The 23,125-nt window shown below is 56.9% G+C and carries 21 protein-coding genes; 12 read left to right on the forward strand and 9 right to left on the reverse strand.

Features of this window, described 5'->3' with window-relative positions:
- Position 1: 1 nt before the first annotated feature.
- Complete coding sequence (pbpC, locus tag AC1P02_RS13925) at positions 2–2,356, forward strand: penicillin-binding protein 1C (protein ID WP_485182480.1); 2,355 nt, start codon at positions 2–4, stop codon at positions 2,354–2,356.
- A gap of 73 nt (positions 2,357–2,429) precedes the next feature.
- Here pbpC and AC1P02_RS13930 read toward each other — a convergent pair whose 3' ends face one another.
- Positions 2,430–3,389 (reverse strand): hypothetical protein, encoded by a 960-nt coding sequence (locus AC1P02_RS13930; RefSeq protein ID WP_485182481.1) that lies wholly within the window; start codon positions 3,387–3,389, stop codon positions 2,430–2,432.
- Between the two features lie 177 nt (positions 3,390–3,566).
- Between AC1P02_RS13930 and thiI the strand changes: the two genes are divergently transcribed.
- Positions 3,567–5,015 carry a tRNA uracil 4-sulfurtransferase ThiI gene (thiI, locus tag AC1P02_RS13935; protein ID WP_005310296.1) on the forward strand — a complete coding sequence of 483 codons (1,449 nt, stop codon included), beginning with the start codon at positions 3,567–3,569 and terminating at the stop codon, positions 5,013–5,015.
- Positions 5,016–5,114: 99 nt separating this feature from the next.
- Here thiI and AC1P02_RS13940 read toward each other — a convergent pair whose 3' ends face one another.
- Together AC1P02_RS13940 and AC1P02_RS13945 are read right to left on the reverse strand one after the other, a co-directional pair.
- The gene (locus tag AC1P02_RS13940; protein ID WP_005310298.1) at positions 5,115–5,507 is read right to left on the reverse strand and encodes a hypothetical protein; all 393 of its coding nucleotides are present in this window, start codon (positions 5,505–5,507) and stop codon (positions 5,115–5,117) included.
- Between the two features lie 102 nt (positions 5,508–5,609).
- A complete protein-coding gene (locus tag AC1P02_RS13945; protein ID WP_005310300.1) occupies positions 5,610–6,242 on the reverse strand; it encodes a trimeric intracellular cation channel family protein in 633 nt (210 codons plus the stop codon).
- 401 nt (positions 6,243–6,643) lie between these two features.
- Between AC1P02_RS13945 and flaA the strand changes: the two genes are divergently transcribed.
- The 7 genes from flaA to AC1P02_RS13980 all read left to right on the forward strand — a co-directional run bounded on the left by flaA (position 6,644) and on the right by AC1P02_RS13980 (position 13,779).
- The gene (flaA, locus tag AC1P02_RS13950; protein WP_096118487.1) at positions 6,644–7,555 is read left to right on the forward strand and encodes a flagellin A; all 912 of its coding nucleotides are present in this window, start codon (positions 6,644–6,646) and stop codon (positions 7,553–7,555) included.
- A gap of 582 nt (positions 7,556–8,137) precedes the next feature.
- Positions 8,138–9,043, forward strand: a complete 906-nt coding sequence (gene flaB, locus AC1P02_RS13955; RefSeq protein ID WP_087755942.1) for a flagellin B — start codon at positions 8,138–8,140, stop codon at positions 9,041–9,043.
- Positions 9,044–9,077: 34 nt separating this feature from the next.
- Positions 9,078–9,518, forward strand: a complete 441-nt coding sequence (locus AC1P02_RS13960; protein ID WP_011898878.1) for a flagellar protein FlaG — start codon at positions 9,078–9,080, stop codon at positions 9,516–9,518.
- A gap of 27 nt (positions 9,519–9,545) precedes the next feature.
- On the forward strand, positions 9,546–10,940 hold the full coding sequence (fliD, locus tag AC1P02_RS13965) for a flagellar filament capping protein FliD (protein ID WP_017413037.1): 1,395 nt from the start codon (positions 9,546–9,548) through the stop codon (positions 10,938–10,940).
- Positions 10,941–10,965: 25 nt separating this feature from the next.
- Complete coding sequence (gene fliS, locus AC1P02_RS13970; RefSeq protein ID WP_005310311.1) at positions 10,966–11,388, forward strand: flagellar export chaperone FliS; 423 nt, start codon at positions 10,966–10,968, stop codon at positions 11,386–11,388.
- The gene (locus AC1P02_RS13975; RefSeq protein WP_485182482.1) at positions 11,385–11,684 is read left to right on the forward strand and encodes a hypothetical protein; all 300 of its coding nucleotides are present in this window, start codon (positions 11,385–11,387) and stop codon (positions 11,682–11,684) included. Before fliS ends, AC1P02_RS13975 begins: the two co-directional genes overlap by 4 nt.
- A gap of 7 nt (positions 11,685–11,691) precedes the next feature.
- Positions 11,692–13,779 (forward strand): motility associated factor glycosyltransferase family protein, encoded by a 2,088-nt coding sequence (locus AC1P02_RS13980; RefSeq protein ID WP_271786479.1) that lies wholly within the window; start codon positions 11,692–11,694, stop codon positions 13,777–13,779.
- Positions 13,780–13,883: 104 nt separating this feature from the next.
- Here AC1P02_RS13980 and AC1P02_RS13985 read toward each other — a convergent pair whose 3' ends face one another.
- The 5 genes from AC1P02_RS13985 to AC1P02_RS14005 all read right to left on the reverse strand — a co-directional run bounded on the left by AC1P02_RS13985 (position 13,884) and on the right by AC1P02_RS14005 (position 18,223).
- The gene (locus AC1P02_RS13985; protein WP_271786478.1) at positions 13,884–14,699 is read right to left on the reverse strand and encodes a cobalamin-binding protein; all 816 of its coding nucleotides are present in this window, start codon (positions 14,697–14,699) and stop codon (positions 13,884–13,886) included.
- Positions 14,692–15,642, reverse strand: coding sequence for a cobalamin biosynthesis protein CobD/CbiB (locus AC1P02_RS13990; protein WP_485182483.1), 951 nt, complete (start codon positions 15,640–15,642; stop codon positions 14,692–14,694). The genes AC1P02_RS13985 and AC1P02_RS13990 overlap by 8 nt, the downstream gene beginning before the upstream one ends.
- The gene (gene mtnN / locus AC1P02_RS13995) at positions 15,639–16,331 is read right to left on the reverse strand and encodes a 5'-methylthioadenosine/S-adenosylhomocysteine nucleosidase (protein WP_058394726.1); all 693 of its coding nucleotides are present in this window, start codon (positions 16,329–16,331) and stop codon (positions 15,639–15,641) included. The genes AC1P02_RS13990 and mtnN overlap by 4 nt, the downstream gene beginning before the upstream one ends.
- Positions 16,332–16,434: 103 nt before the next feature.
- Positions 16,435–17,193 (reverse strand): substrate-binding periplasmic protein, encoded by a 759-nt coding sequence (locus AC1P02_RS14000; RefSeq protein ID WP_169046350.1) that lies wholly within the window; start codon positions 17,191–17,193, stop codon positions 16,435–16,437.
- A 97-nt stretch (positions 17,194–17,290) separates the two neighbouring features.
- Positions 17,291–18,223, reverse strand: coding sequence for a ZIP family metal transporter (locus tag AC1P02_RS14005; RefSeq protein ID WP_485182484.1), 933 nt, complete (start codon positions 18,221–18,223; stop codon positions 17,291–17,293).
- 367 nt (positions 18,224–18,590) lie between these two features.
- Here AC1P02_RS14005 and AC1P02_RS14010 point away from each other — a divergent pair, with 367 nt between their 5' ends.
- Complete coding sequence (locus AC1P02_RS14010; RefSeq protein ID WP_485182485.1) at positions 18,591–20,222, forward strand: methyl-accepting chemotaxis protein; 1,632 nt, start codon at positions 18,591–18,593, stop codon at positions 20,220–20,222.
- 366 nt (positions 20,223–20,588) lie between these two features.
- On the opposite strand, the gene suhB is transcribed toward AC1P02_RS14010, so the two are convergent.
- Positions 20,589–21,392: an inositol-1-monophosphatase gene (gene suhB / locus AC1P02_RS14015; RefSeq protein ID WP_005310327.1), complete on the reverse strand. Its 804-nt coding sequence runs from the start codon at positions 21,390–21,392 to the stop codon at positions 20,589–20,591.
- A gap of 199 nt (positions 21,393–21,591) precedes the next feature.
- On the opposite strand from suhB, the gene AC1P02_RS14020 reads away from it, so the two are divergent.
- Complete coding sequence (locus AC1P02_RS14020; RefSeq protein ID WP_011898874.1) at positions 21,592–22,047, forward strand: hypothetical protein; 456 nt, start codon at positions 21,592–21,594, stop codon at positions 22,045–22,047.
- Between the two features lie 196 nt (positions 22,048–22,243).
- Positions 22,244–22,906, forward strand: coding sequence for a glutathione S-transferase family protein (locus tag AC1P02_RS14025; protein WP_485185456.1), 663 nt, complete (start codon positions 22,244–22,246; stop codon positions 22,904–22,906).
- The last annotated feature ends 219 nt before the right edge of the window (positions 22,907–23,125 follow it).

Genomic DNA, 23,125 nt, shown 5'->3' on the forward strand with positions numbered 1-23,125 from the left:
TTTGCAGGACGAGGCGCGTCCAGCCGGTTTTTGGTCGCGTGCTCGCCAGTGGTTGCATCAGGGCAGGCTTGCTTTGCCAGGTTTGCCTCGCTGGCTGCGGCTGACGGGGTTGGGAATTGGGGCTCTCATCCTGGTGTTGCTGGTGCTGGATCGCGCCTTCCCGCTGCCACCGCTGGATCCCGCCTATGCGCGGGTGGTGCTCGATATGAAGGGGCGGCCGCTGCGCGCCTTTGCCGACACCAGCGGGGTGTGGCGCTATCCGGTGACCCTGGCGCAGGTCTCTCCCCGCTACATAGAGGCATTGCTCGGCTACGAGGATCGCCACTTTTGGCGCCATCCCGGGGTCAACCCTGTGGCCATGGTGCGTGGGGTCTGGCAGTGGCTGCGTTACGGGCGGGCGGTATCGGGGGGCTCTACCCTTACCATGCAGGTGGCCCGCTTGATCGAGCCCTATCACAGGAGCGTACCCGGCAAGCTGCGCCAGATGGCGCGGGCGCTGCAACTGGAGTGGCACTACGACAAGCGCACCCTGCTCACCGTCTATCTCAACCGTGCCCCCTTTGGTGGCAACCTTGAAGGGGTACAGGCGGCCAGCTTTGCCTATCTGGGCAAGAGTGCGGCCAAGCTCACTCATGCCGAGGCCGCCCTGTTGGCGGTGCTGCCGCAGGCCCCCAGCCGTTACCGACCCGATCGCCATCCGGATCGCGCCCGCGCCGCCCGTGACAAGGTGATGCTGCGGCTGGTCAAACAGGGAGCCTGGCCAGACGCCGTGTGGCGTGAAGGGCGAATAGAACCCGTGCTGGCGCGCGGTCACTTCACTCCCATGGAGGCGCCGCTGTTTGCCCGTCTCGCCGCTGACAGCCAGCCGGGCGCCCTGGTGCACACCACCATAGACGGCGATCTGCAGCGCTGGCTGGAGGCGCGAGTGGCGAGTTATATACGTCGCTTCCCGGAACAGACCTCCGCCGCCCTGCTGCTGGTGGATAACCAGACCATGGCGGTGCGCGCCTACGTGGGCAGCGCCGAGTATGGCAATCTGCGCCGTCATGGCTACCTCGACATGGTGCAGGCGATCCGCTCACCCGGCTCCACCCTCAAGCCGTTTATCTATGGTCTGGCCCTCGATGCTGGCCTGGTTCATTCGGCCTCCCTGCTCTCCGATGCCCCCAGGCTGGGGTCGGACTATCGACCCGCCAATTTTACCGGCGCCTTTCAGGGGCCTGTCACCCTGACCCGGGCGTTGCAGCAATCCCTCAACGTTCCCGCCGTGCAGGTGCTGGAAGCCCTGGGGCCCGATACTCTGGTCAATCGACTGGATAACGCCGGGGTCAGGCTGGCCCTCTCCGACAAGCCCAATCCGGCCATTGCGCTGGGGGCTGCCGGCGTCAGGCTTGAACAGCTTGTGGCGCTCTATAGCTCCCTCACCCGGCAGGGACAGGTGGCGATGCCGGTCTGGCTGGCGGGACAACAGGCGGTATCGCGCCCCTTGCTGAGCCCCGGGGCCGCCTGGATCACCTGGCAAATTTTAAGCTCGCAGGGGAGGGCTGATCAGCCCTTTGCCAGCGAGGCGACCGGCCGGGTCAACCGGCTGGCCTGGAAGACGGGCACCAGCTATGGCTATCGGGACAGCTGGGCGCTGGGAGTCTCCGGCCGCTGGACCCTGGGGGTCTGGCTGGGGCGGCCCGATGGCACCCCCTTGCCCGGTTTTTATGGCCAGAGCGCGGCTGTGCCGCTGCTGCTCTCCGTCTATTCGCGACTGGGGGACAACAGCCCCCTGCCAGCGCAACCCAATACGGTGAGCGAGGCCGAGATCTGCTGGCCACTGGGGCGGCGGGTGAGTGCCACCCTGCCTGAGGCCTGCTTGCAGCATCAGAGCGCCTGGCTGCTGGATGGGCGGGATCCCCCTACCTTGCCAGACCCCATGGATTGGCCTTCCCCCCTGCGCCAGGTGGCACTGACCAGTCAGGGTAAGCCGACGCTGACCCGTTGTGACGATGCCAGCCAATCTGTATGGCGGGCGCTGTGGCCCTTGTCGCTGGAGCCCTGGCGCGCGCCAGGCGAGCGGCGCAAGGCGCTGCTCGCCAGCGGTTGTGACGGAGAGAGACAGGGGGCGGATCTGCAGGCGCCGATTCGCATCGTCGCCCTGGGGGAGGGCAACCTTATCCGTAGCCAGCGCTATCGCCTGCAACCCAGGGTGCTGGGTGGTGTGGGCAAGCCATTCTGGTTTCTCAATGGCCAGCGCCTGCGCTGGGATGGGGATCAGGTATTGAGCAAGGCAGGCCGCTACCAGCTGGTGGTGGTCGACGAGGCGGGCAACAGCGACAGGGTGGAGTTTCGGTTGGAGAATCCCTCCTGAAGAGGGGGATCCTCCTGATTTGGCCGGGCAGCGCGCCGGAATATTGGCGCCGCCTCATATCATCACGGCGGACTCAGGATTTGACCTGGCCCAGCCGGGTGAAGAAGTGCTGGCTCTTGCGCTGGTGAAAATGGCTCTTCTTGATGGGATGGAAGATGAGGTTGCTAGCCGGGTGGCTTGCCTTGAGCTGATGGATCATCGCCATGGCAGGCAATGAACAGCTGATCAGGGTGGTGAGCGGCAGGCTGTGGGTCGCTGGCCCCAGCAGCTGATTGAGCCCTTGCTGCGCCAGCTCGAAACGGGCCAGGGCTGCTGGCTCGGCATAGCCGCTGCCCAGCATGGTGAGCATGGCATCGAGGGCCTGATGGAACTCGGCAAGTTGCTGGCGAAAGCCGCTGCGGGCACGCAGTGCAATCAATTCATCGAAGGAGATATCGCTCAGGTGAGTGGGCACTTGCAATGGTATCTCGAGGTGGAAGCAATCCTGGCCGCCCCGATTGTGGTAGCGGGATTCGAGCAGGTGCAGCAGCCTGTCCAGATAGTCGTGATCTGTGATGAGCGCCCCCTCATTGGCGAGTGCCCACTCACGGGCGAGGCGCATGGAGAGCAGATTGGCAAAGCGTCGCGCCATCTTGATCCCCCCCTCATCCTGGCTGGCAAAGCCGTGGGCGAGGCAAAAGCCGTGCAGCCGCTCAAGACCGGCCTGGGTCGGGCAGAAGCAGTCGTGATTGGCGCTTTGACGCCAGCGAGTGATGAGATCTTTGTTGCCAAAAACCTTGTGGCGGGCAAAGTCGGGTGCGACAAGACCGCCGAGCTGACTCTCCAGCTGAGGGGTGATATCTGCAAAGAAAGCTGGCTCGGGCCGCTCTGCCAGCAGGTCGGTCTGCTCTTCCAGGGTATGGAGCAGGGTAGTGAGGCCGCTCTTTTCACTGACGGTAAAGACGAAGGCGAGTCGCTCCAGATAGAGCAGGGCAAACTTGAGCCAGAGTTCGTCACGTACCTCCATGCCGGGGTAGTAGATATAAGTCTTCATCGGATCTTCTGTGTTGAAGCATCTTGCCAGGGCGCAGGTTCGGGAATATACGCAAGATTGCCGCCGGGCCGCAAACATTGAGTGGGAGAATATGGGTGAACGCTCAGCCTGTAGGCGCTGGCAACAAAGTTCTGATATAATCCGCGCCCTTAAATCAAGGTCACCCGAGTTGAAACCATGAAGTTCATTATCAAGCTGTTCCCGGAAATCACCATCAAGAGCAAGTCAGTGCGCCAGCGCTTCACCAAGATGTTGCAGGGCAACATTCGCAACGTGTTGCGCCGCTTCGACGAAGATGCCCGCGTACGGATGGATTGGGACAAGCTGGTAGTGAGCTCCCGCAATGATCAGTTCCACGCCCAGTATCTGGAAACCCTGGCCTGCATCCCGGGCATCCAGTACTTCCTCGAAGTGAAACTGAGCAACTTCACCGACCTGCATGACATCTTCGAGCAGACCCGCGCCGTCTGGGGCGATCGCCTGAAAGGCAAGACCTTCTGCGTGCGTGCTCGCCGTGTCGGCAAGCACGATTTCAGCTCGCTGGAGCTGGAGCGTTATGTGGGTGGTGGCCTCAACCAGCATTGCGAAACTGCCGGCGTACGTCTGAAAAAGCCTGACATCCAGGTCAACCTGGAAGTGGAAAACGACGAGCTTTACATCATCAGCGCCGTTCACCATGGCATGGGCGGTTTCCCCATGGCGACCCAGGAAGACGTGCTGAGCCTGCTCTCCGGTGGCTTCGACTCGGGCGTGGCCTCCTACCAGTTCATCAAGCGCGGCTGCCGGGTGCACTATTGCTTCTTCAATCTCGGTGGTGCCGCCCACGAGATCGGGGTCAAGCAGGTGGCCTACTACCTGTGGAGCAAGTTTGGCGCCTCTCACAAGGTGCGCTTCACCGCCATCGACTTTGAACCCGTGGTCGCCGAGATCCTGGAGAAGGTGGATAACGGCCAGATGGGGGTAGTGCTCAAGCGCATGATGATGCGTGCCGCAGGCCAGGTGGCTGACTACTTCCAGATCCCGGCCCTGGTGACAGGGGAGTGCGTGGGTCAGGTCTCCAGCCAGACCCTCACCAACCTCAACGTCATCGATCGGGTGACCGACAAGGTGATCCTGCGCCCGCTCATCACCTGGGACAAGCCGGACATCATCAGTGAAGCCCGTCGTATCGGCACTCTGGAGTTTGCCGAGACAATGCCGGAGTATTGCGGCGTCATCTCCAAGAAGCCGACCATCAAGGCTGTGCTGTCCAACATTGAGGCGGAAGAGGCCAACTTCGACTTCGCCATCCTGGACAAGGTGGTGTCCGAGGCCCGTTACCTCGACATTCGCCGCATCGGTGAAGAGACCGCCGCCGAGGTTCAAGAGATAGAGACCACAGAAGTGCTGGCCGCTGACGAGGTGATCCTGGACATTCGTTCTGCCGACGAGCGCGACGAGAAACCCTTGGTGGTGGAAGGCCGTGACGTGCTGCACATCCCCTTCTTCAAGCTGGCCACCGCCTTTGGTGATCTGCCCAAAGAGCAGACCTATCTGCTCTACTGCGATCGCGGCGTGATGAGCAAACTGCAGGCGCTCTACCTGAAAGAGAAGGGCTTTGACAACGTCAAGGTGTACCGCCCGTAATCAGGGGGTGACGTTTCGAATAAAAAATCCGGTCAATGAGCCGGATTTTTTATTTCACTGCGCATCACGCTCTGATGGCGCGTCGAGATAAAGTGGGGGTCAGGGGCAGGGGACAGGGGTAAAGGTTGACTCGCCCTGGCAACGCCAGCCCATCTCGGCCTGCTTCATCTGCCACAGGTTATTGCTGCGAAACAGGGTCAGGATATAAAGCATGTCACTCTTGTTGCCATCGAGGGCAACCGACAGCACCAGATCATTATCTAGTTGCTGTGCCTGGATGCGACTGGGTATGTCGCTATGGCCGACAAAACGCAGTGCCACTTCACGATAATCATTGACCCAGGTTTGCCGGGTCGTGCTTGCCTGACGGATCTGCTGGTTGAACTGCTGCACCGGGGTAGAAGCCAGTCGTCCAAACAGTACCTGTGCATCGGCGTGCGCCGTTGCCACATTCATCAGTAGCAGGGAAGTAATGAGCCCAAGTTTTTGCATGAGGGATTCCGGCTTACAACGACTGGATCCTATGACAACAGAAAAGCCCGCTTGGTTCAACGTAACGAGGCCGGGAGTGCGACATGCCCCCCGGCCCAAACATCAATGGCGTTGCAGTGAAAAGGTGGGCAGTGACAGGTGCCAGTAAATGGCAGCGACCCGCAGACCAAATACCCCCAGCATGCTGATCAGCATGGCGGTCACCCTGTCCACGTTGACCTCCAGTGCCAGGGTATAGAGGATGCCCCCCAGAATGCAGGCGGTGGCATAGATCTCCTTTTGCAGCACCATGGGCACCTCCCGTGCCAGCACATCGCGGATCATGCCGCCAGCCACACCCGTCATTGTCCCCATGATCACCGCAATCAGACCTGGGGTACCGAAGTTGAGTGCCTTCTGGGCACCGATCACGGTAAAGAGAGCCAGCCCGAAGGCATCCGCTACCGGCAACACATACCAGGGCATACGCTTGGGTAGCTTGACCATCCACATACCCACCAGCGCCGTGGCAATCACCACCCAGATATAGAGAGGGTCACGCACCCAGAACACAGGAGTGGCACCCAATATCATGTCGCGGATGGTGCCACCGCCGATGGCGGTTACCGCCGCCAGCACCATGACGCCGAAGGCATCCATCCTGAGCCGCCCTGCCACCAGGACGCCCGAAAACGCGAATACCGCAGTACCAAACATGTCGCTGATGTAAACAATCTGCTCAACCAGTGTCTGCATGGAGAACAACTCACGTCCAATTGTTGATGGGGTCGCGATTTTAGGGGGTGTGCAGGCTTCTGACCAATGATGGCCTGCAAAAATGAGAGCCAGCCCCAGTTTTTGCAGACGGGATGTGGGTGCGCGGATGCGCGCTGACACCTTGCAGGTCAGGGCACTTGCTTTGCCATGGCCTTTGGCCTGTGCGGCATCCTTCTGATAAGGGGAACTTTTTGGATTTTTTCTCTTAAGTAAAACGGGAATGTGCCGATAAATAGGGTAAGCGGCGTTAATGCGATGAAGCGTTAAAAATAATGCTAAAGACATCGAAAAAGAGGCCGTTAAATAAGACGCATCGGACAGGAAAGACAATAAAGTCCGAGCAAATTAGATAGTAAATTTAATAGCTTAGGAGAATGGTTATGGCACTTTATATCAATACGAACGTTTCATCGCTTAACGCCCAGCGTAACCTGATGAACACCAACAAATCTCTGGATACTTCTTACACCCGTCTGGCATCTGGTCTGCGCATCAACAGCGCAAAAGACGATGCGGCAGGTCTGCAAATATCCAACCGTTTGACCTCCCAGATCAATGGACTGGACCAGGGTAACCGTAACGCCAACGATGGCATTTCCGTTGCCCAGACCGCAGAAGGTGCTATGGATGAAGTGACCTCCATGCTGCAACGGATGCGCACCCTTGCTCAGCAATCTGCCAACGGTTCCAACAACACCGATGACCGTACCGCTTTGCAGCAAGAGTACACTCAGCTGATGACTGAAATCGACCGGGTGGCAAAAGACACCACCTTTGGTGGACAGAACTTGCTCAGTGGTGGCTATGTAGGCTCCTTCCAGGTTGGCGCTGATGCAGGTCAGACCATCACCTTCCGGATGACCACTGCCTTTACCATCTCGGGCATGGCATCTGCCACCAGTGGCAGCGCAACAGTCACGACGACGGCATCCGGCGAGCCTTACTTGGTTACCAAAAACCCGGGAACTGCAGTCACCTCTGCCAGCATGTCGTCCATCCAGGCGGCCAGTTCAGCCCAGTCAGCCATGGCTAACCTGGACTACATGATCAAGGTGGTGGACAGCAAGCGTGCGGAATTGGGTGCGGTACAGAACCGGTTTGACTCAACCATCCGCAACCAGGCGAACATCTCGGAGAACGTCAGTGCAGCTCGCTCACGTATTCGTGACGCAGACTTTGCGACCGAAACGGCCAACCTGACCAAGCAAAATATTTTGCAACAGGCGGCATCCACCATACTGTCGCAGGCAAACCAGCGTCCCCAGTCTGCACTCTCGTTGCTGCAGGGCTAACAAAAGAAAACAGGGCGGTTGTTCAGGCCGCCCTGGTCAAGAGATGGAACAAAGGGGTGTTCGGTTTGCACTCTGTTCTATCGGGAGAGAATCAATTCTCTATATTAGTAATGCCAAGTGTTGTACAGCTGTTCAGTTCTGTCACCCTTGGTCATATTCTCCTGAGCGTATGCTCATTTTAGGCCGGTTTTCCGGCCTCTTTTTATTGTGCCGTCAAATTGACGCCACTCGCCCATATCAAAGCACAAACCGTGCCAAAAGCAATCAACGCCTCTATCCGGCTCCTCGGCCAACTCTAGACCCCCTGGCTACTCTCCTGTCCTCTTCCTCTTTGCCGCCTGCCGGATAAAACTTGCCGCCTTCGGCAATTATTTTCCTAAAGCTTGTGTCCCTGCGGCCGTTAAATAAAGTGAAGCAATCGAGGGGTGTTCGGAATCCAACGCTTGCACTACTGCGGGTGGCCTGTTCGTTCAAACAGACACCCGCCAGAAGACACAGGATTGTTCAACCTGTTCTTCTAACGGTGGGACGTCGCTTTGTCGGCGCAACCCGCAGTCGCATGTTCTTCGGGAGAATATTTTTATGGCCATGTACATCAACACGAATACTTCATCACTGAACGCCCAGCGTAACCTGATGAACACCAACAAGTCCCTGGATACGTCCTATACCAGACTGGCATCCGGTTTGCGTATCAACACCGCCAAGGACGATGCAGCCGGTCTGCAGATCTCCAACCGTTTGACCTCACAAGTCAATGGTCTGGACCAAGGTAACCGCAACGCCAACGATGGTATCTCGGTTGCACAAACCGCTGAAGGCGCCATGGATGAAGTCACCTCCATGTTGCAGCGTATGCGTACCCTGGCCCAGCAATCAGCCAACGGTTCCAACAACACTGACGACCGTACTGCACTGCAGCAAGAGTTCGATCAGCTGACTACCGAAATTGACCGCATCTCCAGCGATACTACCTTTGGTGGCCAGAAATTGCTGGATGGTAACTACAAGGGTTCCTTCCAGGTTGGTGCCGATGCCGGTCAGACCATCACCTTCAAGATGACATCCGCGTTCACCATCAGCGGTATTGCGTCATCGACCAAGGGGAGTGCTACCGTTGCCACGAGTTCTACTGGCGAACCCTACACTGTGACCAAGGGCACCACGGCAGTGACCTCCACCAGTGTGAGCAGCATCACCACTGCCAGTGCCGCCCAACTGGCCATGGCCAACCTTGACTTCATGATCAAGGCCGTTGATAGCAAACGGGCAGAGCTGGGTGCGGTGCAAAACCGGTTTGACTCGACCATTCGCAACCAGTCCAACGTCTCTGAAAACCTGAGTGCAGCACGCTCTCGTATTCGCGACGCGGACTTTGCGACTGAAACAGCCAACCTGACCAAGCAGAACATTCTGCAACAGGCGGCCTCCAGCATCTTGGCGCAAGCCAACCAAAGACCGCAGTCTGCCCTGTCCCTGCTGGGTTAACAGGCAGTGATGAGATAGAAAGAGGAGCGACGATATGGCCAATGACATTGGAATACCCTCATCGGTCACTCCTTCTTCTCTTCAGTCAAGTAGCAAGAGCGGCCAATCGGCCGCTCAAGTGCTATCTGGCACGACGGAAGAGCAGCGGGTGATGGCACAGGATGTGAAGAAACAGCAAGAGGAGAAGGCACAAGCAAAAGCCAGCAAACAGGATATTTCTGAGGTTGATATTGAAAAGGAGGTCCAAAACTTGCAAGAGTTCAGTAAGTTGCAAGGATGGACTGTCAACTTCAGTGTCGAAAAGGATCTCGAGCAGGTTGTCATCAAGGTGATGGATGCCCACACCAAGTCGATGATCCGCCAGATCCCGAGCGAAGAGTTACTGGCCATCAGCAAACGGATCAAGGATCTGCGCGAAGGTGATGCGACCGGCGGAGGTTCCCGTGTCGGGCTGCTGCTCGATAACGAGATCTAATACGCAAGCATAACGAGGAGAGTGAGTATGACCACGATTACTTCTGCAGGTGCCGGCTCGGGACTCGATCTGGAGTCTGTGATTGCTGCCAGTGTGGATGCCAAAAAGGCACAACTGCTGCAGCCAATTACCACCAAGAAGACCAATGCTCAAATCACTCTCTCAGGTGTTGGGCAACTGAAATCAGCCATCGCTTCCTTTGTGACCACGCTCAAAGCGATGTCCAAGGATGATGCATTCAACAAACGCGCCATCAACATCACTCAGGACAAGGACAATCCCGTACTCAAGGTGGAGAGTAAAACGGGTGCCTCCAACGGGCAGTATGATATTAGTGTCAAAAAATTGGCAACTACCAGCAAGTTTGAAGGCGTGTTTGACAAATCCACCGACCCTATGGTCACCCAGGACGGGAAGCTGACCTTCAAGGCGGGTGACAAAACTTTTGATGTGGATGTCAAGGCGGGTGATACGCTGCAATCCATCCGCAAACGTATCAATAATGATGGCGATAACTTCGGTCTCAGCGTCAACATCATGAACACGTCCGATGGCAAGTCCAAACTTGTTATTGATTCCGGTGTCAGTGGTACTGGCAAGGACTTGCAGATAACTGGCAACACCACAGAGTTGACCGACAACTTCATTTCCAAATTGACCAAGAAACAAGATGCTCAGGATGCCGAGATTAGCGTGGACGGGAGTACGCTGACCAGTGCGACCAATACCTTTGATGGTACGATTCTCGGGCTCAAGGTAACAGTGTTGAGAGCGTCAGACAGCACGACAGATGGAACTACGACTACCTACAAATCGAGTAAAGTCGATGTGACCACTGACAAGGCTGGCATCAAGGACATGGTCAAGAGCTTCATCGATGGCTACAACGCCCTGGTGAAGAAGAGCGGTGATCTTGGCAAGCGCAGTTCAATTGTGGCCGGGGTCAGTCAAAATGATGGTGGTGCCTTGGCTGGCGATGCCACCACGCGCGCCGTGATAAATATGATGAATGGGGCCATCACTGAGCCTTCCAAAAATTCCTCCACGTTTTCAAGTATCTTTCAGCTGGGTGTCAAGATGGACAACAAGGGGGTGCTCTCCCTTGATAGTGAGAAATTCGATGAGGCAGTGGACAAGAATTTCGATCAGGTCGTAGCTCTGTTTGGTGGCAAGGATGGTGTGGCTGGCAAGATGGCCGGACAGCTGGAGAGTTACTCCAAGACTGGTGGCTTGCTTGCCAAGCGGGAAGATAGCCTGAATTCGGATCTGCGTGATGTCAATCGCAAGCAGTCAGATGTCTCTGCCCAGCTGACCAAGTACGAAGAGACACTGCGTGCCCGTTACGGGAGCTTGGATAGCATGCTGGCCAAGATGAACAAGTCGGCCTCATATTTGAACCTGCTCAATACCAAGAGCAGCTAATTTGTAGTCAGGATCGGTGTTTCATATGTATCGGAAAAATATCAAAGCCTATACCACCCAGAGTCTGCAATCCGAGCTGGCAGTGGCCGACCCTTATCGTGTCATTCAGCTACTGATGCAGGGATGTCTCGAACGTCTTGCTCAGGCGCGTGGCGCGATTGAGCGTCGCGACTTTGAGCACAAGTCTCTGTCCATCTCCAAAACGATGGCCATCATCAACGGTCTGCAGGACTCGCTGGATCTCTCTTATGGCAAAGTACCCGAGGACTTGTTCGCGCTTTATGATTACATGAAGGCCCGGATGATGGATGCCAGCCGCGATATGGATATCAGTGCGGTTGACGAGGTGATTAACCTGATGCTGACCGTAAAAAGCGGGTGGGATGCGATTCCCGTCGAAGAGCGCGACAAGGCGCTGGCACAGCAAAAAGTAGGCAGGGCGGAATGAACCGCACCCCTCTTATTGTATTGATGGAAACCGGTAACCAGCTGTTGGCGCTGATCGAGCAGCGCCAGCTGCAGGCGGCTGACAAGCTGGTAGAGCCTTATCTCGGTGCGCTTGATGGTGTGTTTCAACACATTCCATCGGGTGCTGTGCTTGATGCGGAGCACCGTCAGGCCTTGCAGCAGTTTCAAGCCATCCATGAGTGGGTGGGAAAAGAAAAACATCTTGCAGAAGAGGAGTTGCTGCAGTTTTCCAAAGCGGGTCGCGCATCTGATCTTTACAAGCTGAATGCAGGTTAGGCATATCATGGATTTTAATAAAAATATTGCCGATGTAGAAAATGAACTCTCTCGCCTAGAGCGGCAAAAAAAACAGGAAGCCGCCATGCTGGATGTGCTGCCTGTTCGTCATCAGCTCAATATGGCTGCTTTCGCAAAACACATGCCCGGCATTCATGATTATTTCAAAGATTACCAGCCCGTCCGGCCATTTCGTTTTTTCTGCAATGACAATGGTATTCCCAATATCTTGTGGCTTGATGATGGGGTGTCTCTCTATGGTGAAGACCCGTTTGCCGAGGTACAGGCACAGATAGCAGAAGTGATCGATCAGAGTGTGTTGCAGTGCATCGACTTTATTCCTCAGTGGCATATCGATGGCCAGATCCACATAAAATTTAATAATGAAATATCCAAGTTAAAAGAAAAGTCAGCCTTGGAAGGTTTGCGGTTGAATAGTGCCCTGCACTCAGATATTCCGTTGTCACTGATGTACGGGATCGGCTTGGGATACCAGCTGGGTTATCTCTATGAGCAGTGTAAGATCAGGAACCTGTTTGCCTTCGAGCCCGATCTCGATATGTTCTATGCCTCACTCTACTGTTTCGATTGGCATGAATTGTTCGAATATATGGAACGCGAGTCACTTAGCTTGCATCTGTTCATCGGTGTCGACGAACAACTGCTGGTAGCGGATATGATGGAAGCCCTCCATCGCAAGGGGGCATTCTGGTCGGCTAGCTACTTCTCTTTTTGCCATTACCATTCTCCCAAGCTGCACGCGCTGATAAATCAGGTAGAGAGCGAGTTTTACCTGCTCAAAACGGGCTGGGGCTTCTTTGACGACAATATCTACGCGCTGGCTCACAGCCATAATCATCTGCAAGAGGGAACCCCGTTCCTGAAGCGGCAGCGTGATACATCGGCATTCAGCCAGGTGCCTGTGTTTGTTGTGGGTAATGGTCCTTCTCTGGATCAGAGCATTGACTTTATAAAGCAGCATCAGCAACAGGCTGTCATTATCGCTTGTGGTACGGCTGTCAGTGCGCTTCACAAGGCGGGCGTCAAGCCAGATATCTATGTAGCCGTAGAGCGTACCAAGAGTTCTGCAGATTTCCTGCGCATTCTTGATGCAGATGACTTTATCAAGGACACCGTCTTCCTGAGCGTTGATGTTATTCACCCCGAGTGCAAAGGATTCTTCCGCAAGACGGGATTGACGTTCAAACCCAATGAACCCATGTTTTCCATGCTGATCAGTGCCTTTGGTCAGGCATTTGAATATGACACCATTGAGTTTTCCAACCCGTTTGTGGGGAATACCGGACTCAACTATGCCGCTTTGCTGGGCTTCAAGCAGGTGTATCTATTCGGCATTGATAATGGCTACAAGTCGGCCGGCAAACACCACTCCAGTTTGAGCTTGTATTACAACGACAAGAAAGAAGCCAAATATAACGAGAATCTGAAAGATACCTTCCCGGCACCAGGCAATTTTGGTGGGGAGGTGCGCATCAATCATTTGTTTGGGCTCGCCATCCATAATATGGAGCGTGTGCTGAATAATTATCCTGATTTGCGGTGCATCAACAGCAGTGATGGAGCCTATATCGAGGGCGCCATACCTCAAGGTGTCGAATCCTTGCAGCCATCTTGGCCCGAACTGGATAAAGTACGATTGATGGATGAGGTGATGGATCGCTGCTTCCAGCCTTTCGACATGACCAGCATAGACTTCAATGCCGCGCTCAATGCATCGCTTTTCGATGAGCTGATAGATAAATTTCAAGCGGATTGGCAACAGGTTCCGCGTGAGCACAATGCCGTGTTGGCACTTATGCAACGACACCATGACTATCTTCTCTACTTGCTCATGAGCCGTGAATGCCATCTCTATCGTGTGATGATAGGCTCGATAAACTATTTCTATGCCAATATCATCAGCCTGATGATGGCCTTGGTAAATGCAGACTCTGACGAGTTTGAAATAAAGCTGAAAGAAGCTGAATCAATACTCGGGCGCTTCTTTGAGGAGAGCAAGGTTATGTATGCAGATGCATTCCAGCGGCAGGACTCCACCTACTTTGCTGGGCTCAATGTGTTCAAACATACCTGACCAGCAGGTAATGCCTTTCAGTGAAGAGATAGTTTTCAGACACAACAAGACGCCGGCGGATGCCGGCGTCTCTGTTTTCAATATCGTTGAGTTATTGCCAGTGGCTATTTTGCTTGAACGCGAGCGATGGCATTACATACCTGCTCCACGGCATTGAGCGCCCTCGGGGTGAAGCGGTGCAGTTCATCCGAATTGATGAGTTGCAATCGTTGATGTTTGACTGCATCGACCATGGGCCATTGTTGCCAGTGACGTAAAGCGTCAGGATCCTGACTACCAGCCAGAATGAGCGCAGGGTCAGACTTGATCACCTGCTCCAAATTGACCTGAGGGTAAGGGGTTCTGGCGCCAGCCATCAGGTTCTCTGCACCGCACAGTTCGATGGCCTGGGCTGGCCATGCCGAGCCGCTGACGCTGGTCAGGGGCGGATACCAGAGCTGATAAAACACCTTGATATGGTTGGGCTGACCATAACGTTGCTTGAGCGCCGCCAATCTGGCGAGGTAGGCCTCGGCCTGAGTGTTCGCTGTCTGCTCCAGGTCCAGCAGTGCTCCCAGCGCCCGAATTTCGGTGGCCAGGGAGGCAAAATCCGTGGGCTCAGAGTAGAACACAGGGATCCCCAGCTGTTCGACAGGTGCCAGCATACGGGATTGGGCAGAGCGCCAGGCCACGACCAGATCCGGTTTCTGGGCCAGCAGGGCTTCAAGGTTGATGCTGCGGTAGTTGGCCACGTGCGGGCGATCGTTCACTTCTGGCGGAAAATCCGATGCATCATCGGTGGCGACGATGCGATCGCCTGCCCCGACGAGGAACAACAGCTCGGTCAGATGGGGGGTCAGACTGACGATGCGCATCGGTGTTGCAGCCTGCAGCGTTAGCGAACAGCAGAGCAGGCAAAGCAGGGCGAAATAGTTAGCCATGGAGTTGCTCCAGCACTGTGAGCAATGCGGCCAGTGCGAGCCAACCCCAGCCAATCAGTTGCAACCGGTTGAGTACGCGTAGCGCAGTGGCGGCGGCCGGGTCGCTTGGTGCATCAAATGCCGGGAAGCGAAACAGGGTGTCCTGATAATAGCGGGGGCCACCCAGCCGGATGCCAAGCGAGCTGGATAGCTGGGCGAGCAAGATGCCCATGGCGGGGTAGGGCCACTGAATGGCAGTGCGCATCCTGGCGCCCAGCTGGCGCACTTGAGTCAGGAACAGGGGCAGTGCCAGCAGCAGTATGGCTGGGGTGCAGAGGGCCTGATAAAGCACGGCGGCGGAGCGGCCGAAGTGGCTGAATGTCGCTTGCTTGGGGCTCCAGCCCTGATTCATCAATTGAGCAAGTCGCCACAGCAGGGCGCCCTGAACGCCCGCCAGTGCAAACCCCAGCAAGGGGCCCGCCCATTGTCCTGCCAGGCGCAGTGCGCAGGTCTCGCTGACGGCCTTGGCAATCCCCATCACGGAGAGCTTGCCGGTATCGCGCCTGAGCCAGGGCGCTGCCTGTAGGCGGGCAACGACCAGCGTCTCCTGGCTTGCCAGGGAACGGGTTGCCTTGGCCAGCTCGCGCAACGGACGGGACTCTATCATCAGCAACAGAAACAACAGGTCAAACAGCGGCTCGGAGAGGGAGAGGTTGCGCACCGCCCAGAGTCCGGCTGCGCATGGCAGCCAGACGACCAGCATGGCCAGCAGGCCGGCCCGAAATTGTTGCTGGGGGGAGCCATCGGGGCGGTGAACCTTGTGGCCCAGGCGGGTCAGCAGGGGTACCAGGGCAGAGAGTCTGAACTGGGCAGGCCAGGGCAGTATGGCTTCCAGCAGCATGGCCCCGAGCAAAATGGCCGCCGGAGTGGCGGCCATGTGTTCCAGTGTGGCGAGGTCGATCACAGTTTGCCGAGCATCTTGATGATCATCTCGGCGGAATGCTGGCCCGCCACCTCGATGAAGGCATCGAAGGATTCAACCTGTTCCTTGCCTGCGATGTCCGACATGGCGCGCACCACCAGATAGGGCACCTTGAACATGTGGCACACCTGGCCGATGGCGGCCCCTTCCATTTCGACCGCCAGCATCTGCGGGAAATCGGCACGGGCCTTGGCGATGGCGTCTGGTTTGCACATGAACTGATCACCGGTGCAGATGAGGCCAACTTTGGTTTGATGCTTGCCTTGCTCGGCGATGCAATCCTGCGCCACCGCGATCAGTTTCTCATCGCAGGGGAAGGCGGCAGGTTGCTGTGCCATCTGGCCCATCTCATAACCAAAGGCGGTCACGTCCACATCGTGAAAGCGCATCTCATCGGCGATGACCACATCACCGATGTGCAGATCCTGAGCGAAGCCGCCAGCTGAGCCTGTGTTGATGACACAATCCGGGGCAAATTTTTCCAGCAGCAGGCTGGTGGCGACACTGGCGGCGACCTTACCGATGCCGGAGCGAGTCAGGATTACCTCTTTGCCTGCCAGTTTGCCTTGATAGAATTCGCAGCCGCCCAGTTGCAGTGTGGTTGGTTCGTTCATCTGGCTGCGCAGCAGGGCCACTTCCTGTTCCATGGCGCCGATAATACCTACTTTCATCACTCACCTCGTCTCGATGGCCGCACGGCCGAATAAGTTGTTGTGGATCATAACAAAAGTTGGTGATGGCGCCGAGCATTCAGATGGCATGGGGGAAGATACGCTAGCGGTAATGCTCGACCAGGCTGGCCAGCTCCCCGCTGTTGGCGACTTGCTGCAGCGTGTTGGCAAACAGGCCAAGCCGCTCGGGAGAAGTCTGCTGGTAAAACAGGATATAAAAGGGCGTTTCCTCCATGACGGTCGGGAGTATGCGGATCTGGCTGGCGAGGTTGTGCTGGCGGATATCGAATTCAAAACCCGGTGAGCGGTAATAGACGAAACGTCCCCGTTTCATCAGCAGCTTGTGGTAATTGGCGGAGCTGCTGATCCCGCCGCTATCTATGATGAGACCGCCTATGGTTTGCAGCCGCTCTATGGCGCCGCTGCCATGATTGATCAGGATGGAGCCCTCCTTGCCGAGTGCTCTGACATCATCCCAGCCCTTGACCTCGACAGTGTCGTCGCTGCGCACCGCCAGGTGGTAGCGCACGGTAAACACAGGTGGTTGCAGATAGATGAACTGATGCCGACGCGCCGGGTTGTCGCCGACACCACAGATAAAATCGAGCTGGCCATGCCGCACGCTCTTCTCCAACCGCTTTAGCGGCAGGAAGGCTTGATCGCCCTGGATGCGCAGGGCGGGCTCTCGCTGCTCCATGAGGCGAAACAGGTCGACGCAAATGCCGCCGATCCGGCCATCCGGGTTTCCAATGTACTTGGGAGCCGATTCCGGTTGCGCCGCCGTGTGATAAACCTCGGGGGAACTGGCTGCCCAGAGTGCAGGGGCAAGCAGGCAAAGCAGTGAGGCCACCCAGGATCTCATGTAATGCAGGCCCTCGATGAAGGCTCGGGGAGATCCCGATGCCAGCTATGTCAGTATCGTCAACGAATGAGATATCAGGCTATTTATCAGCATGTTATCAACCCAAGGCGGTGTCGAGGGTCATCATCAGGGCAAAGCCGGTCATCAGCCCCAGGGTGGCGTGGGTCTGGTGACCATTGCGGTGCGTTTCCGGGATCACCTCGTGGGAGACCACAAACAGCATGGCGCCTGCGGCCAGCCCCAGCCCTATAGGGTAGGCGATGGCCATGCCGCTGGAGAGGCCGACCCCAAGCAGGGCTCCGAGGGGTTCGAGCAAGCCGCTTGCTATGGCGACCAATACCGCAACCCAGGGTCTGAATCCGGCGGCGCACATGGCCAGCGCCACCGCCAGCCCTTCCGGAATGTCTTGCAGGGCGATGGCCGTGGTCAGCGGCAGCCCCACCGACATATCCCCCTGAGAGAAGCTGACCCCGATGGCCATCCCCTCCGGCAGGTTGTGCAGGGCAATGGCAAACACGAACAGCCAGACCCGGGAGCACTGCTGGTGGCCTGGGCCGCAGGGGCCTGTCTTGTCGTGTTCATGAGGGGTGAACTGATCCAGCCCCAGCATCAGCAGTACCCCCAGGGTCATACCGGCTACCACTACGGCCGCGGCGAGAAAGCCATCCCCAGTGCTCCCTTCTGCTGCTTCGAGCCCCGGCAGCAGCAGGGAGAAGGCGCTGGCGGCCAGCATCATGCCGGCGGCAAAGCCCAGCATGGCATCTTCCACTCGTTGTGGCACGGAACGCAAGAAGAGTGCCGGCAGGGCGCCGAGGGCGGTGGCGGCAAAGCCCGCTACCCCGCCGATGAGACCATAACGGACGCCTGTGCTCATATCGTCAGTCGCCAGCATGATGAGGCTCTGCAATAGCAGCAGCAAGACGGCGGCCAGCGCGATGAGCAGACCGAGGGCGGTCAGTGGGCGAGCCTGCACCTGCTCGCGCAGTTGGACTGACCAGGAGGAAACCGGCAGGGCCGACACGTTATCCATAAACTAGACCTCTCTACAGCAGATGAGGATGGCTTGTAACCATCCTGTGCATTACACCCAGCCTGACCGGCTTTGTCCATGCCCGCCCGTCGATTGTCTCCATCGGCTAACTATTTGAAATGATTTGGTCGCTATAAAAAGTGCGTGATGAAAGTCTGGTTATGGGGAAAAACAACTTGCTTTCTCGCCGATAAATCCGGTGAAGGAGTGAGCGGTTTTATGGTAAAGTGCCGCCCTCGCGAAACCCGCCCTTCCCTTGGTCTTTCGCAACGCCCCACCTCCCGGCAGGAATGCCCGGGTATCAGCTCATACGGATGTGATCGCCACAGTGCACCTGCTTGTCAGCAGTTGAGGATCACCAGCCACCATGTTTTATAAAAATCTGTCTATCGGCAAAAAGATTGCCGTGGTTTTTGCGGTCATTGCCGCCGTCAATGTGATATTCGGTATTTTCCTTTCCAGCGAGTTGCGCGGCGTGCGCGACCGCGTGCTGAACTTTACCGACTCCACCCTGCCGAGCGTGCTCTCGGTAGAAAAATTGCTCTACGACGTCTCCTATGTGCGTCGTGCCCAGTTTGCCCTGTTGATGGTTGACGATGCCGCCGATCTGCAGGCCCGTCGTGGCCGCATCCAGGACAATATCCAGAAGGTCGAGCGTGCTTTTCGTGCCTACGAGGCAACGGTCGGCGCCGATCATGAGCGTCAGGTATTTAATCGTGCCAAGCAGGACTGGCAACAGTACCTGAACTCGGTCAATGCCGTTGATCAGATGCTGGTGCAAGGTCAGCCTGCCGAGGCCAAGGCGTTGCTATTCCAGTCAAATGCCGCCTATGGCGCCCTGGAGCAGTCGGTTAACAACCTGGTGGAGGTGAACCTCGGCTTCGTGAAGGAGAACCGTGGCAGCCTGCTCGACAGCGTCAACATGGTGACCAGTTTTGCCATGGTGAGCATCGGCGGCCTGCTGCTGTTCATGATGGCCATGACCTGGTTCCTGACTCGCCAAATCTGTTTGCCGCTGTACGCAGTCGTGGCACAGGCCAACGCCATCGCCGCCGGTGACCTGACCCATCAGCTGGATCGTCAGCACATAGGTCGCGATGAGCTGGGCATGCTGGCCAAGGCATCCCTCAAGATGCAGGACAATCTGCGTGGTCTGATTGAAGAAGTGGTGGCTGCCGTGACTCAGCTTGGCGCCGCCATCGAAGAGGTGAGCGCCGTTTCCGAACAATCGGCGCAAGGGATCCAGAGCCAGCAGCAGGAGATCTCCCTGGTTGCGACCGCCATGACCCAGATGAAGGCGACCGTGGCCGACGTGGCAGGCAACACAGAGACAGCTTCCGAATCTGCCAGCTCTGCCAACGCCCTTGCCCGTCGCGGCAATCAGGATGTGCAGAGCTCGCTGGTGGCCATTACCCGGGTCGCCGAGGAGATTGAACAGGCGGGGACCCTGGTCGCCGAGCTGGAGCGTGAATCTGCCCAGATCAATCTGGTGGTGGACGTGATCCGCGGCATCGCCGATCAGACCAACCTGCTGGCGCTCAACGCCGCCATCGAGGCGGCTCGTGCCGGTGAGCAGGGTCGTGGCTTTGCCGTGGTGGCCGATGAGGTACGCACTCTGGCGGGGCGTACCCAGGCATCCACCGGCGAGATAGTGGCCATCATAGAAACCTTGCAGGCACGTGCCAACCAGGCGAAAGAGGTGACAGGCCAAAGCTGTGACATGATCCGCCAGTGCGTGGTGCAGAGCGAGCAGACCAGCAACGGCATTCAGCAAATTGAAGAGGCGGTTGCCCAGATTGCCGACATGGCCATCCAGATTGCCAGTGCCTGTGGCGAGCAGGATGCTGTCTCCGATGAGCTGGGTCGCAACGTGGAGCGGATCAATGAATCCTCCAACGAGGTTGCTATCGGTGCCGATCATACCGCCCGTGCCTGTCTGGAGCTGAGCCAGCTGGCCGCCGGTCTGAAGCAGACCATGGGTCGCTTCCGTCTGGCTTGATGACAGGAGGGCAGTGCCGGGTCGGCTCACGCTGAGCTGGCACTGTCCCCGTTGGATTGATGACAAAACCCGGCTCATGCCGGGTTTTGTTATTTGGCAAAGACAGTACTGAAAAGGCCGGCACTCAGTGGATAAGCCCCCCGCTTGTGGCTGATTGAGCCAAGGCGGTCAGGCTGCAAAGGGGGAGGGGCTTGATATCGGTTGCAAGATACTTGCTGAGTGCATGTGTATAGCAAGCTTCCGGTTGAGGGTATGGTAGGTGCCGGGCAGGATTGTTTTGCGGCTTTGCAGATAGATGGCTTTGCAATAGACATAAAAAAACCCGGCCTGGACCGGGTTCAATGTGTGTGCGCTGCGGGTAACGGCTTACTTGGCCAGAGATTCCGGCAGGTTCTCACGGATCTTGCCGAGCATCTCTTTCAGGACGCGCGGGTTGGCAACCACTATGTTGCCGGAGTTTTCGTAGTTGTGACCACCGACGAAGTCGGTGACGATGGCACCGGACTCTTTGGCCAGCAGTTCACCGGCTGCGGTATCCCAGGGCTTGAGGCCGATCTCCCAGAAGCCGTCGACGCGACCGGCGGCCACATAGGCCAGATCCAGCGCGGCAGAACCGGAGCGACGGATGTCGGCACATTCGATGAACATGCTCTGGAACATCTTCAGGTAGGGTTCGATATGATGCTTCTGCTTGAATGGGAAACCGGTGGCCAGAACGGTGCCAGCCAGCTCTTTGGCCTTGCCGACACGGATGCGGTAGCCATTCAGCTGGGCGCCGTTACCACGAGTTGCGGTAAACAGTTCGTCACGGATGGGATCATAGACGACGGCTTGTTCTGTCTTGCCCTTGACGCGCAGGGCGATGGAGACGGCAAAGTGCGGAATGCCCTTGACGAGGTTGGTCGTGCCATCCAGTGGGTCAATGATCCATTGGTAGTCCGGATTGGTACCGGCAATCTCACCAGACTCTTCAGCAATGATGCTGTGTTCCGGGTAAGATTTTTTGATGGTGTGAATGATGGCCGCTTCGGCGTCACGGTCAACGTTGGTCACGAAGTCATTGCTGCCTTTCTGGATGGCCTCGATGTTTTCGGGCTGGGAAAAGGCTTTTACTACTACTTGACCGGCGTTGCGCGCAGCGCGCACGGCGATATTCAGCATCGGATGCATAGGTTCACCACTGGATGTTAAAGAACGGGGGATAAAAGGACGCGGTATAATACCAGTCTTTTCGATAATGGCAACCGTTATACGCCTTCTCCCCGACCTTGGCGACTGCCAGATCTGACGGCTCCAATACAGACTCTTTTTGGTCTAGTCTTATGGCAGTAGCCGAATAACAGGCTGCATGAGCATAGGGATGTGGATCATGAATTTGTCATTAGTCAGTCAAAAACCGTCGGCAGCAACTACCCAGGGACTGCTAGCGGCGTTGAGAGCATCAACCGGATATGGCGCCTACTTCGACGAGGTGAATATTACCCAGCCATCGCAATGGCAGCCGGGTAAAGAGGAGGCGGCCATTCTGCTGCTCGATGGCGATACTGTCTGGCCCGAGTTCGGTTGGCAGCGAAGTGGCGATAGCTTCGGCTTGCCGGTATTGCCGCTGCTGATGCACAGGGGGGATGACTCCCTCACCATTCAGGGGCCGGATGTACGGGATCCCCGTTTTTATTTTGTCTCCAATGGCATAGCGCTGGCCGAGTCTGAACTGGCTGATCCCGCCTGCAGCCGGGTGCTATTAAACAAGCTTGAGTCCTACTTTCCGCTGCTGTCCCGCCTCATTCTGCTGCGCCAGCGCCAACCCATGGGGTTGTGCAGCTAACCTGGCGTCCTCTTTTATCGGGCTGTTCAAGCGGCGCAATATTTGTCATAACTGGCCGATATTGTGCCGCTGCTGCGAGATGTGCAGCCCATATCCAAATTGTCTTGCTGCATGTGCACATAGCAACAACCCGGATCCGGCATAAATGGGCCGAGGTTAGCCTCTGCGCCCGGGCCTGAATCACAAGGAGTCCATGATGATCGATTTTTATACCGCAGCCACCCCCAATGGTTTCAAGGTGGCGATTGCCCTCGAAGAGCTGAGCTTGCCCTATCGGGTGATCCCGCTCGATTTGTCGGCGCTGGATCAGAAAAAGCCGGAGTTTCTGGCCATCAACCCCAATGGTCGCATCCCTGCCATCGTCGATCGGGATAACGGCGATTTCGCGGTGTTTGAGTCCGGCGCCATCCTGCTCTATCTGGCAGAGAAGGCGGGCAAGTTGTTGCCGCAGGATCCCAAGCGTCGCTCCCAGGCCATCCAGTGGTTGATGTTCCAGATGGGCGGTGTCGGTCCCATGATGGGGCAGGCCAACGTCTTCTATCGCTATTTCCCGGAGAAGATCCCGGCCGCCATCGAGCGCTATCAGAAAGAGGGGCGACGCCTGTTCGAGGTGCTCGACACCCATCTGGCGGAGCACGAGTATCTGGCCGATGAGTACAGCATCGCCGATATCGCCACCTGGCCCTGGGTGCGAATCTATGACTGGAGCGGTATCTCCATCGACGGGTTGACCCATCTGCAAGCCTGGATGGCACGTATGGCGGCTCGCCCCGCCTGCCAGAAAGGGATTGCCATACCGCCGCGCAACGAGGATCCGGCCGATCTGGTCAAGCAAGCCCAGCAGATGGTGACTCGCTAAGCTGACAAGATGGCCCCGTGACGGGGCCATCTCTTTTCTCGCTTATACCCCCTTGTCTTCACATCACCATTTCCCGCCGTTGCATCATTCATGCTCGCTGAGAGGGATCGCCTGGCCCCGCTATTTACTCCCGACAAACGAGTGATTCATCAAGAGTGGAAAGTCATTCTGCCTGATTAATTGTTATGTTATAACGATCGACTTTCGGTTGATGACAAT

The sequence above is a fragment of the Aeromonas sp. TS_SC_11 genome (genome assembly GCF_057318915.1).